This window comes from Bradyrhizobium sp. 154, assembly GCF_023073875.1.
Classification (GTDB): domain Bacteria; phylum Pseudomonadota; class Alphaproteobacteria; order Rhizobiales; family Xanthobacteraceae; genus Bradyrhizobium.
Window position 1 is genome coordinate 153,946 of the sequence record NZ_JADPKG010000094.1, and the last position, 15,501, is coordinate 169,446.

The following is a 15,501-nucleotide window of genomic DNA, read 5'->3' on the forward strand; positions in this document are numbered from 1 at the left end:
AGTCTGGATTGCTTCGTCGCATCAGCGCAAAATTGCTGTGCAATTTTGTCGCGAGCTCCTCGCGATGGCGGGTGGATGGACCGTGAGATCCTACGCCACATCGTCCGGCGCCAGGGCGCAGCCGTTGTCAGGATGCGTCTCGACCTGAATCGTGGTGTGACCGACGCGGAACGAGGTCTTGAGCAGTTGCGCGGTCTCCATCAGGAATGCATCGCCTGTGCTGCCGGCGGGCATGACGAGGTGGCAGGTCAGCGCCGTCTCGGTGGTCGAGATCGGCCAGACGTGGAGATCGTGGATCGCGGAGACGCCCGGCCGCGCCAGCAGGAACGCCCTGATCGCGGCGAGGTCGGTGCCCTTGGGCGCTGCCGCCATTGACATATCGATGGAGCCGCGCAACAGGCTGGTCGTGCCCCAGAGGATGATGGCGCAGATGAGGAGGCTGGTTAAGGGATCGAGCCAGAGCCAGCCGGTCCACGTGATCAGCGCCGCCGAGACGACGACGCCGAGCGAGACGGCGGCATCCGCCGCCATGTGCAGATAGGCGCCTTCGATGTTGATATCGTTTTTGCGTCCGCGTGCGAACAGTATGGCGGTAAAACCGTTGATGAGGATGCCGACGCCTGCCACCACCATTACGGTCACGCCGGCGACCGGCTCCGGCTCGCGCAAACGCAAAATCGCCTCCCAGCCGATCGCGCCGGTTGCGACCAGCAGGAACGCCGCATTCGCCAGCGCGGCCAGGATGGTGGAGGCGCGCAGGCCGTAGGTGAAGCGGCCGCTCGGCGCGCGTCGCGCTGCAATCGACGCACCCCAGGCGACGACCAGGCCGAGCACGTCGGAAAGGTTATGCCCGGCATCCGCGAGCAGGGCGGTGGAGTTGCCGATATAGCCATACACGGCTTCGGCCACGACCAGCGCGATGTTCAGCGAAATGCCGATCGCGAACGCCTTGCCGAAGCTGGTCGGCGCATGCACATGCGCGTGGCCAAGACCATGAGCATGATCGTGACCATGATCGTGTGGATAGCCGGCATGATCATGATGGCGATGTTCGTGATGGTCGGGGCCGGCCATCTCTAGCGCTCCCCGGACGCTGCCAAATCAGGCGCCATTGTAGGCGCTTCGCGCACCTCGTCACGGCGGAACAGCACGTAGAGCGCCGGCAGCACCAGCAGCGTCAGCACGGTCGAGGAGATGATGCCGCCGATCACCACGGTCGCGAGCGGCCGCTGCACCTCGGCGCCAGCGCCGGTCGCGAGCGCCATGGGCACGAAACCGAGGGAGGCGACGAGGGCCGTCATCAGCACCGGGCGCAGCCGCGTCAGCGCGCCCGCGCGCACGGCATCGACGACGGATCGCCCCTCGCTGCGCAGCCGCTCGATGAAGGCGATGATGACGAGCCCGTTGAGCACGGCGACGCCGGACAGCGCGATGAAGCCGACACCGGCGCTGATCGACAGCGGAATGTCGCGCAGCAGCAGCGCCGCGACTCCGCCGGTCAGCGCCAGCGGCACGCCGGAGAACACCAGTGCCGCATCCGCAGCCGATCCCATGCCCATGAACAGCAGCAGGAACACGAGCAGCAGCGCCACCGGCACCACGATCGTCAGCCGCTTGGTCGCGGAGACCAGTTGCTCGAACTGCCCGCCCCAGCGGATGAAGTAGCCCGGCGGCAGCTTGACCTTCTCAGCCACCGCCGCTTCGGCCTCGGCGACGAAGGAGCCGAGGTCGCGCGCGCGGACATTGGCGGTGACGACGATGCGCCGCTTGCCATTTTCGCGGCTGATCTGGTTGGGGCCGGGCGTCGCATCGACTGTGGCGACCGATGACAGCGGCACATACCGCATCTGGGCGAGGGGAGAGGCGGCCAGCGCGGTTCGCACGGCCGTGCCGGAGCTGGCCTCCTCACCGGGCGGCAGCGGGATCGGGATAGCCCGGATCGCCTCGAGATTGCCACGCAGATGCTCCGGCAGGCGCACCACGATGTCGAAACGGCGGTCGCCCTCGAACAGTTTGCCGGCCGACTTGCCGCCCACTGCGATCTCGACGATACCCTGCACCTCACTGATGCTGAGGCCATAGCGGGCGAGCGCCTGGCGGTCGAGCCGGACGGTGAGGATCGGCAGGCCCGCAACCTGTTCGATCTTGACGTCGCTGGCGCCGCGGATGCCGCGGATCGCTGCCTCGACCCGTTTTGCCGCGCCTTGCAGGATGTCGAGGTCATCGCCGAAGATCTTGACGCCGACGTCGCTGCGCACGCCGGAGATCAGCTCGTTGACACGGAACTGGATCGGCTGGGAGATCTCATAGGCGCTGCCGGGAATCTCGTTAGCGGCATGGTCGATGGCCTCGATCACCTCCGACTTCGGCTTGTTCGGGTCGGGCCATTCGGCGCGCGGCTTCAGCATGATGTAGCCGTCGGTCTGCGCCGGCGACATCGGGTCGGTGGCGATCTCGGCGGTGCCGATACGGGTGAAGAACTCCTTCACCTCCGGAATCTGCTTGATGCGTTTCTCCAGCGCCTTCTGAAGATCAAGCGACTGCGTAAGGCTGGTCCCGGGAATCCGGATCGAGGCCAGGGCGACGTCGCCTTCGTCCAGACTCGGAATGAACTCGCCACCCATCCGCGCGGCAGCGATGCCGCTTGCGACCACGATGAGCGCGGTCATGATTGCGACGGCGAGCCGGTTGTCGATGGCAAATCGGAGCAGGGGAAGATAGGCGCGCTTCGCCGCCCGCATGAACAGGTTCTCGTGCTCGGATACTTTGCCGGTGACGAAGATGGCAACCGCCGCCGGCACGAAGGTGATGGAGAACAGCACGGCAGCGCCGAGCGCCATCAGCACGGTCAGCGCCATCGGCGTGAACATCTTGCCTTCGACGCCGGTCAGCGTCAGCACGGGGAGGTAGACCACCGCGATGATCAGGGTTCCGAACAGGCTCGGCTTGATCACCTCGCTCGACCCGCGCAGGATCGCACGCAGCCGCTCCGAGGTCGTCAGCAGCCCGCCTTTCTCGCGCTGGGCCGCGGCCAGCATGCGCAGGCAGTTCTCGACGATGATCACCGCGCCGTCGACGATGATGCCGAAGTCGATCGCGCCGAGACTCATCAGGTTGGCGCTGACCTTGGTCTTGACCATGCCGGTAATGGTCATGGCCATGGACAGCGGAATGACGCAGGCGGTGACCAGCGCGGCGCGGATGTTTCCGAGGATCAGGAACAACACGGCCACCACCAGCGCCGCGCCTTCCAGCAGATTATTCCGGACCGTGCGGATGGTGGCTTCGACCAGATCGGTGCGGTCGTAGACGGTCCGCGTCACGACGCCTTCGGGCAGCGACTTGGCGATGTCCTCCAGGCGGGCTGCGACGCGGCGCGCCACGGTCCGGCTGTTCTCCCCGATCAGCAACATCGCGGTACCGAGCACGGTTTCCTCGCCGGCCCGCGTCGCCGCGCCTGTGCGCAGATCGCGGCCTTCCGTCACTGTCGCGACATCCCTGATCCTGACGGGATTGCCGCCGCGCGAGCCGATGACGATGTCCTGGATCTCGTTGATATTGCCGACCTGGCCCGGGGAGCGAACCAGGTATTGCTCGCCGTTGCGCTCAATATAGCCGGCGCCCACATTGGCGTTGTTGGCGGCGAGCGCCGTCATGACGTCGCGAAAGCCGAGCCGGTAGGCCATCAGCTTGCCCGGGTCCGGCAGCACGTGGAACTGCCGCTCGAACCCGCCGATGGTGTTGACTTCGATCACGCCTGGCACGTTGCGAAGCTGCGGCCGGATAATCCAGTCCTGCACGGTCCGCAAATCGGTCAGCGAATAGTCGTGGCCGCCTTGCGTCTTGGCGCCCGCCTTGGCCTCGACGGTATACATGAAGATTTCGCCGAGCCCGGTCGAGACCGGGCCCATCGCGACCTCGACCCCGGCCGGAAGCTGGTCCTTCACCTGCTGGATGCGTTCGCCGACGAGCTGGCGGGCGAAGTAGATGTCAGTGCCGTCCTTGAAGACGACCGTCACCTGGCTCAGGCCATAGCGCGACAGCGACCGGGTGTAATCCAGCTTCGGCAGGCCGCCCATCGCGGTCTCGACCGGGAAGGTGATGCGCTGCTCGGTCTCCAGCGGCGAATAGCCGGGCGCACGGGTGTTGATCTGGACCTGGACGTTGGTGATGTCAGGCACGGCATCGATCGGCAGGTGCTGGAAATTCCAGACGCCGAAGGCGAGGGCGCCGAGCGCCAGCAGCAGAACCAGCCAGCGTTGATGAACTGAGGCGGCGATGAGACGCTCAATCATGCTCGGCCTCACCCTTGCCCATCTCCGCCTTCACGACGAAGCTGTTCTCCGCGACGTAATGCTCGCCGACCGCAAGGCCCGCCTTGATCTCGACATGGCGCGGATCGGCATCCCCAAGCTCCACCGGCCGCGCCTCGATCTTGTCGCCGTCCTCGCGGACGAACACGATGGTCCGGTTCTCCAGCGTCTGGATCGCGCTGCGGCGCACCGCGACCGCGACGTTGCGCGCGGCGAGGATCAGCCGCGCCGTGACGAACAGGCCGGGACGCAGGCGCCCGTCCGAATTTGGCAGCACCACGCGGGCCAGCGCGGTCTGGGTTTCGCTCGAGCCAATCGGCGCCATGTAGGAGATCATGCCCTTGATCTCGCCGCGGCCATCATCGGGATCGATCAGCACCTCGTCATTGAGGCGGACGCGCCGCAGGTCCTGCCGGTAGATCGACAGGTCGACCCAGATGGTGGAGAGATCGGCGAGGACGAAGGCCGGCTTTTGTTCGGAGGCGTATTCGCCGAGCGAGATCTGCCGCTCGATGATGGTGCCGGCGATCGGTGCTTTCAGCTCGTAGACGGTGAGGCTCTGGTTGCTCTCGATCGCGGCGAGCAGATCGTCCTTGGCGACCTTGTCGCCAATGCGCTTCAGGAGCGATTTGGCGATGCCTGGAAAGCGCGGCGTCACCTGCACCACGGCTTCCTGATTGGCGCGCAGGATGCCGTTGAAGGCGAGCGTGTCGGTCAGCGTCGCGCTCGCGGCCTCCGCCAGCACCACGCCGGCGGCGGCGAGCTTGACGTCGGAGATGCGGATGCGATCGGCGCCGTGCTCGTCCTGCTCGACATGGTCGTTCGGTTTCTCCGGCTTCTTCTCCGCGGCATGCTCGGCTGGCGAGAGCCTGGCCGGCGCGAGCATGGAATAGGCGTAGGCGCCGAGCCCGGCGGCAACGAGGGCGACGACAAGGGTGGAGGACGTCTTCATCGTGCGCTCTCCCGCGCCAGCGTGAAGGGATTGCCGACAAGGCCTTCGATGGTCGCAACGCCTGCATGGAAATTCTGCAGCGCCTCCTGCTCCCGCAGCCGCGCCTGGGCGACGCTCGCCTGGGCGTCCAGCACTTCGAGCAGTGTGAAGCGGCCCTGGGCGTAACCTTGCGAGATTGCTTCGGACGCTTCGACGGCCTTGGGGATCGCGGTCTCGCGCAGGACCGCAAGTTCGCGCAGCGAACCCTGGAGCGAATCATAGGCGCGGCCGGCGATCACGATCAGCATGTTGCGGTTGGCCTCGCGCTCGGCTTTGGTCTTGGCGAGGCTTTCCTGGGCGGAAAGGATGTTGCCTTGGTTCTGGTCGAACACGGGAATCGGCACCGAGACGGTGAAGCGCACGGCATCGTCATTGGTTTCGTTGTAATGGCGCCAGCCGGCTGCGATCCGCACGTCGGGATAGGGCTTGAGCCGTGCCAGCAACAGCTCGGCATTGCGCTGGGCATAGACGGCGGTCCAGCGCACCAGTTGCGGATTGGCATCGATGGCGGCGACCACCGACTGGAACGTCGGCGGCCGATCGGTGGTGTCGAGCCGGCCGGAGACCTCGCCGAATTTCGCGGCGGGATCTCCCATCAGCACCCCCAGCTCGCGCCGGGCGCTGGCCAGCGTCGCCTTGAAGCGCTCGCGGTCGGCTTTCACCAGGGCGGAGGCGACTTCGGCGCGGCCGGTCTCGGCGGGCGAGGAGGCGCCGGCCTCGACGCGGCGGCGCAGCAGCGGCGTCAGGCGGTCGATCGCGGCGATCTGCTCGTCGAGGATCTGGATGCGCCGCTGCGCGCCGAGCACGCTGAGGAAGGCGATCGCGGTCTCCGACAGCAGCTCCAGCCTGACGGCCTTGCGCTGGATCGCGGCGACCTCGATGCCGGCTGCGCCGGCGGCAATCCGCGCTTCCCGTTTGCCGAACAGCTCGAAAGCTTGGCTGATTTGGAGCGTAGTCTCGGCCGACCGCGTCCCGCGATATTTGCCAGAGCCGAGTGAATCGTCCTGCTCATAGGACAGCTCCGGATTGAGCAGCGCGCCCGCCTGGATGCGCTGGCCCGTGGCAATGCCAAGGTCGCGCTCAGCTGCCGTCAGGCGCGGGCTCGCCTCCAGCGCGCGCGACAGCGCGCTCCGCATCGTCAAAGTCTGGGCGTAAGCCGGTGCAAGCGCCAACCCGGCAATCAGACACGCCGCAGCGCACGCGAGGCGCGCGGCCATACCCCTGCAAAACATGAAGCCGACCTGTGAAGGATGAACCTAATGGGCGCGGGCGCCCGACCAATCCGTTCAGGCAATGTGTTTGGGAGGCGGCGAGTCGGTATCGGGAATAATTCCGGCGAGCCGGGGTCCACGCTGCGGGCGCGATGCAGACGCGAGCGCGACGGATGCGGCGGATAGCGCCGGCTGCGCCACCGTCACCGAGAAGCAGCCGTGGCAATGGTGTCCGCCGATCACCTTGTGGTCGCCGTGGCCTGCGGTGCCATCGAGAATCGAAGCGATGTCCGAGCCGCCGGACGGGCTGGTCACATTGATGTCATGAGTGCCGTGGAGCGCGCCGGACAGCAGGTACATGACCGTGACAAACACAGCCACGAGCCCACGCCAATTGCGCGTGTGCCTGAGTCTGAGGGGCCGGCGGTTCAAGACCACGAATTTACTCATCCTGTCGATCAGGCTGGCCTACCACAGCGATGGGAACAGTGTCGACCCGCAACAATGTTACGTATGGGAACTCAACGTCGCAGCCGCACAGGCACTCGCGCGGCTGCGACCATTCGCATCGTCGACGGCTACGGCTTCATTCAGCGGCCTCCGCAATGTGGACAGGCATGACGGCGTCCCCGGCCGAATCCAGTCCAAGACCCTTCACCAGGGCGAAGATCGCGGGGATCACGATCAGCGTCAGCAGGGCGGACGAGATCATGCCGCCGATCATGGGCACGGCGATGCGCTGCATGATCTCCGAGCCGGTGCCGGTGCTCCACATGATCGGCAGCAGGCCGGCCATGATCGCGACCACCGTCATCATCTTCGGGCGGACGCGCTCAACGGCGCCCTCCATGATGGCGGCGTAGAGATCCGCGCGCGTCAGCATGCGGTCCGCGAGCGCGCAGCGCGCTTTGGTCGCCGCGAGCGCGTGGTTGAGATAGATCAGCATTACGACGCCGGTTTCGGCTGCCACGCCCGCCAGCGCGATGAAGCCGACGGCGACCGCGACCGATAGGTTGAAGCCGAGCCACCACATCAGCCAGAGGCCGCCGACCAGGGCGAAGGGCAGCGAGAGCATGACGATCATGGTGTCGGTGACCGAGCGGAAGTTGAGATAGAGCAGCAGGAAGATGATCAGCAGCGTCACCGGCACCACGATCTTGAGCCGCGCGGTGGCGCGTTCGAGATATTCGTACTGCCCGCTCCAAACCAGATAATAGCCGGGCGGGAATTCGATGCTTGCCTGCACGGCGTGCCGGGCATCGGCGACATAGCCGCCGAGATCGCGGTCGCGAATGTCGACGTAAATATAGGTCGCAAGCTGGCCGTTTTCGGTTCGGATCGAGGTCGGCCCGCGTGCCGGCGTTACGCTCGCGACCTCACCGAGAGGGACGGCGCCGCCTGATGGCATCGGCACCAGGATGTCGCTGCTGATCGCCTTCGGATTGTCGCGCAGGTCGCGCGGGTAGCGCATATTGACCGTGAAGCGCTGACGCCCCTCCACCGTCGTCGTCACGGTCTGGCCCCCGAGTGCGGTCGCGATCGTGTCCTGCACGTCCTGCACCATGATGCCGTAGCGCGACAGCGCCTCGCGGTTCGGCGTGATCTCGAGGTAGTAACCACCGAGGCCGCGCTCGGCATAGGCCGACGAGGTGCCGGGGACCGCCTTGAGCACCTGCTCGACCTGCTTTGCAAGCTTGTCGATGCCGGCGAGATCGGTGCCGATGACCTTGACGCCGACGGGCGTTCGGATGCCGGTCGAGAGCATGTCGATGCGGGCCTTGATCGGCATGGTCCAGGCGTTGGAGACGCCAGGAAACTGCAAGGCCTTGTCCATCTCGGCGACCAGACTGTCGACAGTCACGCCCGCGCGCCACTCAGCCTTCGGCTTCAGGTTGACGATGGTCTCGAACATTTCCGGTGGGGCAGGGTCGGTTGCAGTCGCCGCGCGCCCAGCCTTGCCGTAGACCGAGGCAACCTCTGGAAACGAGCGGATGATGCGGTCCTGTATCTGCATCAGCTCGGTGGCCTTGGTCACGGAAATGCCGGGTAGCGTCGTCGGCATGTAGAGCAGGGTGCCTTCGTTGAGGTTGGGCATGAACTCGGTACCGAGCCGCCCGGCCGGCCAGACCGACACCGCGAGCACGCCGAGCGCGAGCAGGATCACGGGGATCTTGGCGCGCAGCACACCTGAGATCACCGGGCGGTAAATCCAGATCAGGAAGCGGTTGATCGGATTCTTGTGCTCCGGAATGATCTTGCCGCGGACGAAGATCACCATCAGCGCCGGGACCAATGTCACCGAGAGCAGCGCCGCCGCGGCCATCGCAAAGGTCTTGGTGAAGGCGAGCGGGCTGAACAGCCGTCCCTCTTGCGATTCCAGCGTGAAGATCGGCATGAACGACACGGTGATGATCAGGAGACTGAAGAACAGGGCGGGCCCGACTTCCACCGCAGCGTCGATCAGGATCGCGAGCCGCGAGCGCCCGGGCTCGGCGCGTTCGAGATGCTTGTGGGCGTTCTCGATCATGACGATGGCGGCATCGATCATGGCACCGATTGCGATCGCAATTCCGCCGAGACTCATGATGTTGGAGCCGATCCCGAGCAGTTTCATGGCACCAAAAGCCATCAGAACGCCCACGGGAAGCATCAGGACCGCGACCAGTGCGCTGCGGACATGCAACAGGAACACGATGCAGACGAGGGCCACGACGATGCTCTCCTCGATCAGCGTATGCCTCAGCGTATCGATCGCGGCGTAGATCAGGTTCGAGCGGTCGTAGACCGGAACGATCTCGACCGATTTCGGCAGGCTGGTTGCGATCTCCCTGAAGCGCTTCTTGACGTTCTCGATCACGTCGAGCGCGTTCACGCCAAAACGCTGGAGCACGATGCCGCTCGCAACCTCGCCCTCGCCATTGAACTCGGCGATGCCGCGCCGCTCGTCGGGACCGAGCTCGACGCGGGCGACGTCGCGGAGCTTGACCGGTGTGCCGTTGTCGGCCTTCAGCACGATGTCGCCGAGATCCTCGATGCCCCTAAGATAGCCCTTGCCCCGGATGACATATTCGAACTCGGACAGCTCGACGGTGCGGCCGCCGACATCGGCATTGCTGGCGCGGATCGCCTCGCGCATCTTCTGCATGGTGATGCCGAGGTCGCGCATGCGCTGCGGATCGAGGATGACGTTGTACTGCTTGACGAAGCCGCCGACGCCGGCGACCTCCGCGACGCCTTCGGCCCTGGCCAGGGCGAATTTCAGGTTCCAGTCCTGGATGGTCCTGGTCTCCGCGAGGTTCAGCTCTTTCGACATCACGGCGTATTGGTAGACCCAGCCGACGCCGGTAGCGTCCGGGCCGACCGTCGGCGCCACGCCGGCCGGCAGCCGCGATGCCGCCCCGTTGAGGAATTCGAGCACGCGCGAGCGCGCCCAGTAGATGTCGGTGCCGTCCTCGAAGATGACATAGACGAAGGAGACGCCGAAAAAGGAGAATCCGCGCACCACCTTCGATTTCGGCACCGTCAGCATCGCCGTGGCGAGGGGATAGGTGACCTGGTCCTCGATCACCTGCGGCGCCTGTCCCTGATATTCGGTGTAGACGATGACCTGGGTGTCGGAGAGATCGGGAATGGCGTCGAGCGGCAGATGAACGAGGGCATAGAGGCCCGCGGCGGCGGCAAAGCCAGCGCCGAACAGCACCAGCAGCAGGTTGCGTGCCGACCATGCGATGAGGCGCGCGATCATGGCCTGGCTCCCATCGCCTTGTCGCCGGCTTGCGCCGTGCCGGCTTCGGTGAAGCCTTTCAGCGCGGCCTTCAGATTGCTCTCGGCATCGATCAGGAAGTTGGCGGAGGTGACGACGGCGTCGCCCTCGGCAAGGCCGTCGCGGATTTCGACATAGCCGTCGCCGCGCCGTCCGGGCTTGACCTCGCGCGGCTCGAATCGGCCCTGGCCCTTGTCGACCAGCACGGCCTGTCGGCTGCCGGTGTCCAGCAGCGCGCTCTCGGCGACGCTGAGCACCGGCACCGGTGTGCCGGTGTCGATCTCGGCGTCGACATACATGTCGGGAAGCAAAGCGAGATCGGCATTCGCCAGCTCAATTCGCACTCGCGCCGTGCGCGTCTCCTTGTTCACCTGCGGATAGATCACGCTGATCAGGCCCTTGAAGTCCCGCCCGGGATGGCTGCGGGCCCGCACCGTCACGGGCTGGCCGACCGCGACATTGCCGAGATCGCGTTCGGCCACATCGACGGTCGCCCAGACCTGCGAGATGTCGGCGATGCGGAACAGCACGTCCCCGGGCTGGGCACGCATGCCCTCGATGGCGTTGCGCTGAAGCACGATGCCATCGCGCGGCGACGACCACTGAATGGTGATCGGCAGGGCGTGGCTCTTCTCCATTTCGACGATGACGGGTTCGGGGACGTCGAGATTGATCAGGCGCTGCCGGGAGCCGCGGCCATAGGGCTCGATGCCCCCCGTCGTCTTCGAGGTGATCGTCGCGAGATATTCGGCGGCTGCCGACGCGACGGCGGAGCTGTAGATCTCCATCAGCGGCTGGCCTTTGGTGACACGGCTGCCCGTGGTGACGTCGGCCACCTTCTGCACAAAACTGTCAGCGCGCATCGCGACCACCGAGACCCGGCGTTCATCGAGCTGGATCGTGCCGGGCGCGCGCAGCAGCATTCTGATCCGGCGCAGTTCGGCCGGTTCGGATTTGACGCCGCTACGCTGAATCTTGCCGGGCGACAGTTTCACCGAACCGTCGTCGCTGTCCTCGCCTTCGTAGACGGGAATGTAATCCATCCCCATCGAGTCCTTCTTCGGCACCAGCGAGGTGTCTGGCAGGCCCATCGGGTTGCGGTAATATTTGATCTTGCGATCGCCCTTGGCGTCAGCCGTTACGACCCTGGGCGATTCGTCCGGCTCGTCGAAGCTGATGTCCTCGTTCGCCCGCACGGCGCGATAGTCGCGGCCGTCGGCCGTCTTCTTCGGGGTGAGCGAGTAGAACGGCCTGCCGTCCGGATCCCGGAAATAGATCGGTGCGCCCGTGTCCGCCTGCGCGGCGAAGGTCAGCGAGCTTGACCCCGACTGAGGCTGCATGGCGCGGCCGCCAATCAGCGCGACAGCGGCCGCCGCGAAAATCGCAGCGGCACTGCCTGTAACGGCGAGGCGGGTCATTTCTCGGCCGTGACGACGAGCTTGTTTTCGACCGTGCCAGTCTCGCCCTGCACCTTGGCGCCCAGTGAGAGCTGCCAGCGTCCGGCCATGCTGAAATTGGCCTTGAAGCGATAGGTCCCGGGTTCGGTGCCCGGCAGCGGCGTGAGCTTGGTGACCATCTCCTGCATGCCGTCAGGCGCCATGTCGAGCCGAGTGGCGAAGATCACCGCATCGGGTATCGCCTTGCCGCTGGTCTTGTCGACCAGCCGCACGGTTACGATGCGATCGGCCCCCGTCTTGATGGTCGGTTGAACTAGTTGGAATTCGTAGTTCTTGATCTCGGCCTGAGCGCTCCCCGTGAGCACAGCACCGATCAGCGCGGCCAGAGCGGTGCGCGCGAGCTTGGTCGTCGTCATGATTTATAGTTCCTCGATGGGTCTGATGGAGCCGCCGGAGCTGCACGCGGCGAGCCGGGATGCAGCCAATCGGCAGGCAATGGCGTGCGCGCCGATGTCGGCGCGCACGATCATCAGGCGCGTCAGCGCCAATCAGGCCCGGGTTCGAGGAGGATGGTCGGGTGGCTTGGCGGCGAGCCCGTCGCGCAGGCGGTCATTGCGCGGCGCGAGCGCGCTCCTCTGCGGCTGCCGCTCGATCATCGTGCTCGCTCCGAACGGAGCGGAGAGCGACAGGCTCAGCATGCACAATGCGACGAACGGACAGGAACCGCAGGCCTTGCTCTTGGTCTGATCCGGGCAGCAGGGCATGTCTTCGGACATGCCTTGCGTGTCGTCTGACATTGCGGGCATGCTGGCAACAGCACCGGATACCGGCATGGCGGATGCAGGCGTCGCCAGCGGCGCGAGCAGGAGCCCGGCTGCCACCAGCAGCATCACCACAGCGTTGGCGAACGGTCTCACGGACATGCCTCATTGTCGCACGGCGGAGCGGAACCTGCAAACCGGCCGGGCATCACGACTTGGCCATTCGTTTGCGTGCCTTGTGCAAAGGAGCCTCCGGCAATCGGGCGTTAACCAGCGCGGAGGCCCCGTTACCGCGACGAGATCGTTCGGCAGATCGCAAGAAGTCGCGGCTCGACCGTGATGGTGGAAACGGGGATGGCCTTTTCCCGGAATGCGCATTTGCCTGATACAGCCAGGCTGTTCTGCGGTCCACGCGGCGCTCCCGATCCGGAAGGTTCCGCCGACCGCATTTCATCATCTGCCCTCGGCGTCGTTAACCCAGCAAGAGACCTCAAAGCCGGCCCTAAGCGCAAAGGCCCCAGCCCGGGACTGACCGGCTGGGGCCTCATGTGCTCACAATCTTCATCCTTGGGACTCGCGCAGACAATGCGCATCTCGCCGATCCGTTCCATGGCAGATGACAAATTTGGAACGTTCCTCATTCCTTGTGATTACCGAGCAGAGGTATCTGAGGAGGAAGGGACCATGGACGGACTGATTTATCTCATCGGCTTGATCGTCGTGATCATGGCGATCCTGTCGTTCTTCGGCCTGCGCTGAGAGAACGGCGATGGCTATTGAAACTCTCATACGGGAAGACGTCATGGAGGGCGGCGTGGCTACAGCCGACGAACGCCGGACCATCCAATGGAGCTCGGTACTTGCAGGCTCTCTCGCCGCCAGCGCAATGTCGTTCATCCTGATCGGCTTTGGCGTCGCGGTCGGCCTGGGTGTCAGCTCGGCCTCGCCGACATGGCGGGATGCCTCAGCGGCCCTTGCGTTGCTGTCCGGCTTGTATCTGATCATCCAGGCGATCGTCAGTTTTGGCTTTGGCGGTTACATCGCCGGCCGGACCGCGCGACCGGCGCCGGCACTTGCAACGATCGAGGATGATGGCGAGCGGCGGGACGGGCTGCATGGCCTGACGTCGTGGGCTCTCGCGGTGCTTCTCGGCGCCGCGCTGCTCGCGCTGCTCGGTGCAGCTGCGATCGACCGTTCGCCGATGCGCAGCTCGGCCAGCAACACTTCGGCCGCCGAACCGCTGTTGAGCTATGAGCTCGACAAGCTGTTCCGCGCGCCGCGGCGCCCGCCCAACACCGATCTGCGGGAACCCCGCGCCGAAGCGGGACGCATCCTGATGACGTCATCGAGCCACAGCGGTGTCAGCACCGACGATCGAAACTATCTCGTGCAGCAGGTGGCCGCGCTGACGGGTCTCGCGGCGCCCGACGCCGAACGACGAGTCGATGCTTCGATCGCGGATGCCAGGACAGCCATCAACCGCGCGCGGCGCAACTCGATCATCGTTGCGTTCTCGGTTGCGGCCGCGACCCTGATCGGGGCCGCAGTGGCCTGGGCGGCGGCCGCCGCCGGCGGCCGACATCGCGATGGAGAACCGCTGCCGAGCTGGATGGCGAGTGCCAACCGGTTCCATCGCAATCCGCGCGCGATGCCGGTGCCCTGATCCCAAAGCAAATGGCCGGGCATAAGCCCGGCCATTTCCGCATGCACAACCCGATAAGGGGCGCTAGGCCCGTTCTTCCCAGATCATCGCGAGATGCACGATGGTCTGCACCGCCTTCTCCATGTCCTGCCGGCTGACCCATTCGAGCCGCGAATGAAACGCGTGCTCGCCGGCGAAGATGTTGGGGCAGGGCAGGCCCATGAAGGACAGGCGCGAGCCGTCGGTGCCGCCGCGGATCGCGGTGCGCATCGGGCGCAAACCGGCGCGGCGGATCGCTTCGATGGCGTATTCGAGGACGTGGGGGTGACGGTCGATCACCTGCTTCATGTTGCGGTACTGCTCGCGCACCTCGAATTTGTAGGTCGAGCGCGGATAGTCCTTCATCACGTCCTTGACGATGTTCTCGAGCAGGACCTCCTTCTCCTTCAGCCCATCCTCGTTGAAGTCGCGGACGATGAAGGAGAGCGTCGCCTGTTCCAGCGCGCCCTCGATGCCGACCGGGTGCAGAAAGCCCTGCTTGCCTGAGGTCGTCTCCGGCGAGCAGCCTTCCTTGGGCAGCCGCTCGACGATGGCGGCGGCGATCTTGATCGCGTGCTCCATCTTGCCCTTGGCATAGCCGGGATGGGCGCTGACGCCGTTGATGGTGATGGTAGCCCCATCGGCCGAGAAAGTCTCGTCCTCGACGCAGCCGGCGCTCTCGCCGTCCATGGTGTAGCCGAAATCGGCGCCGAGCTTCTTCAGATCGACATTGTCGACGCCGCGGCCGATCTCTTCATCCGGCGTGAACAGGATCTTGATGGTGCCGTGCTTCACATCGGGATTGTTGATGAAGAAATGCGCGGCATCCATGATTTCGGCGACGCCGGCCTTGTTGTCGGCGCCTAACAACGTGGTGCCGTCGGTCGTGATGATGTCGTTGCCGATCTGGTTCTTCAGCGCAGGGTGCTCGGCGAAGCGGATCACTTGGCTGGTGTCGCCGGGCAGCACGATGTCGCCGCCGCGATAGTTCTTCACCACCTGCGGCTTGACATCCTTGCCGGTGACGTCGGGCGAGGTGTCCATGTGCGAGCAGAAACAGATCACCGGCACCTTCTTAGGTGTGTTGGCCGGGATCGTTGCATAGACATAGCCGAACTCGTCGAGATGCGCGTCCGCAACGCCCATGGCTTTGAGCTCGGCGGCGAGCACGCGGCCGAGCTCCTTCTGCTTCTCGGTCGAAGGCGAGGCCGCCGATTCCGGATCGGACTGGGTGTCGATGGTGACGTAGCGCAGGAAGCGCTCGGTCACGGTATGCGAAAAGGTGAGGGGGGACATTTCTGCTCAAACCGCTGGGTCAGGGGGAAGCTGGCGGTATACCAGAAAAGCGGGCTGCGTTGCGGACAGAACGATGTTGGGTCGGGCG

Annotated in this window: 12 protein-coding genes; 2 read left to right on the forward strand and 10 right to left on the reverse strand. The window is 65.4% G+C overall.

The genetic code is table 11. The features are described from left to right. Positions 1-90: 90 nt before the first annotated feature. The 9 genes from IVA92_RS22100 to IVA92_RS22140 form a co-directional block, all read right to left on the reverse strand. Positions 91-975: a cation diffusion facilitator family transporter gene (locus tag IVA92_RS22100; protein ID WP_346015615.1), complete on the reverse strand. Its 885-nt coding sequence runs from the start codon at positions 973-975 to the stop codon at positions 91-93. Positions 976-1,076: 101 nt separating this feature from the next. After that, the gene (locus IVA92_RS22105; RefSeq protein WP_247277123.1) at positions 1,077-4,295 is read right to left on the reverse strand and encodes a CusA/CzcA family heavy metal efflux RND transporter; all 3,219 of its coding nucleotides are present in this window, start codon (positions 4,293-4,295) and stop codon (positions 1,077-1,079) included. Continuing rightward, positions 4,288-5,265: a divalent metal ion exporter adaptor subunit IhpB gene (ihpB, locus tag IVA92_RS22110; RefSeq protein ID WP_247277124.1), complete on the reverse strand. Its 978-nt coding sequence runs from the start codon at positions 5,263-5,265 to the stop codon at positions 4,288-4,290. The genes IVA92_RS22105 and ihpB overlap by 8 nt, the downstream gene beginning before the upstream one ends. Continuing rightward, on the reverse strand, positions 5,262-6,536 hold the full coding sequence (ihpA, locus tag IVA92_RS22115; RefSeq protein ID WP_247277125.1) for a divalent metal ion exporter subunit IhpA: 1,275 nt from the start codon (positions 6,534-6,536) through the stop codon (positions 5,262-5,264). The genes ihpB and ihpA overlap by 4 nt, the downstream gene beginning before the upstream one ends. Before the next feature lie 54 nt (positions 6,537-6,590). Then, positions 6,591-6,965: a hypothetical protein gene (locus tag IVA92_RS22120; protein ID WP_247277126.1), complete on the reverse strand. Its 375-nt coding sequence runs from the start codon at positions 6,963-6,965 to the stop codon at positions 6,591-6,593. Between the two features lie 136 nt (positions 6,966-7,101). Next, entirely contained in the window at positions 7,102-10,260 is a 3,159-nt protein-coding gene (locus IVA92_RS22125; protein ID WP_247277127.1) for a CusA/CzcA family heavy metal efflux RND transporter, read from the reverse strand. Beyond that, entirely contained in the window at positions 10,257-11,696 is a 1,440-nt protein-coding gene (locus IVA92_RS22130; RefSeq protein ID WP_247277128.1) for an efflux RND transporter periplasmic adaptor subunit, read from the reverse strand. The genes IVA92_RS22125 and IVA92_RS22130 overlap by 4 nt, the downstream gene beginning before the upstream one ends. Further along, positions 11,693-12,091: a FixH family protein gene (locus tag IVA92_RS22135; protein WP_247277129.1), complete on the reverse strand. Its 399-nt coding sequence runs from the start codon at positions 12,089-12,091 to the stop codon at positions 11,693-11,695. Before IVA92_RS22135 ends, IVA92_RS22130 begins: the two co-directional genes overlap by 4 nt. 132 nt (positions 12,092-12,223) lie before the next feature. Next, positions 12,224-12,598, reverse strand: coding sequence for a hypothetical protein (locus IVA92_RS22140; RefSeq protein WP_247277130.1), 375 nt, complete (start codon positions 12,596-12,598; stop codon positions 12,224-12,226). Between the two features lie 192 nt (positions 12,599-12,790). On the opposite strand from IVA92_RS22140, the gene IVA92_RS22145 reads away from it, so the two are divergent. Together IVA92_RS22145 and IVA92_RS22150 are read left to right on the forward strand one after the other, a co-directional pair. Next, on the forward strand, positions 12,791-13,195 hold the full coding sequence (locus IVA92_RS22145) for a hypothetical protein (RefSeq protein WP_247277131.1): 405 nt from the start codon (positions 12,791-12,793) through the stop codon (positions 13,193-13,195). A 10-nt stretch (positions 13,196-13,205) separates the two neighbouring features. Next, entirely contained in the window at positions 13,206-14,099 is an 894-nt protein-coding gene (locus tag IVA92_RS22150; protein ID WP_247277132.1) for a hypothetical protein, read from the forward strand. A 63-nt stretch (positions 14,100-14,162) separates the two neighbouring features. Here the strand turns inward: IVA92_RS22150 and pepT are convergent, their stop codons facing one another. Next, positions 14,163-15,413 carry a peptidase T gene (pepT, locus tag IVA92_RS22155; RefSeq protein WP_247277133.1) on the reverse strand — a complete coding sequence of 417 codons (1,251 nt, stop codon included), beginning with the start codon at positions 15,411-15,413 and terminating at the stop codon, positions 14,163-14,165. Positions 15,414-15,501 lie beyond the last annotated feature (88 nt).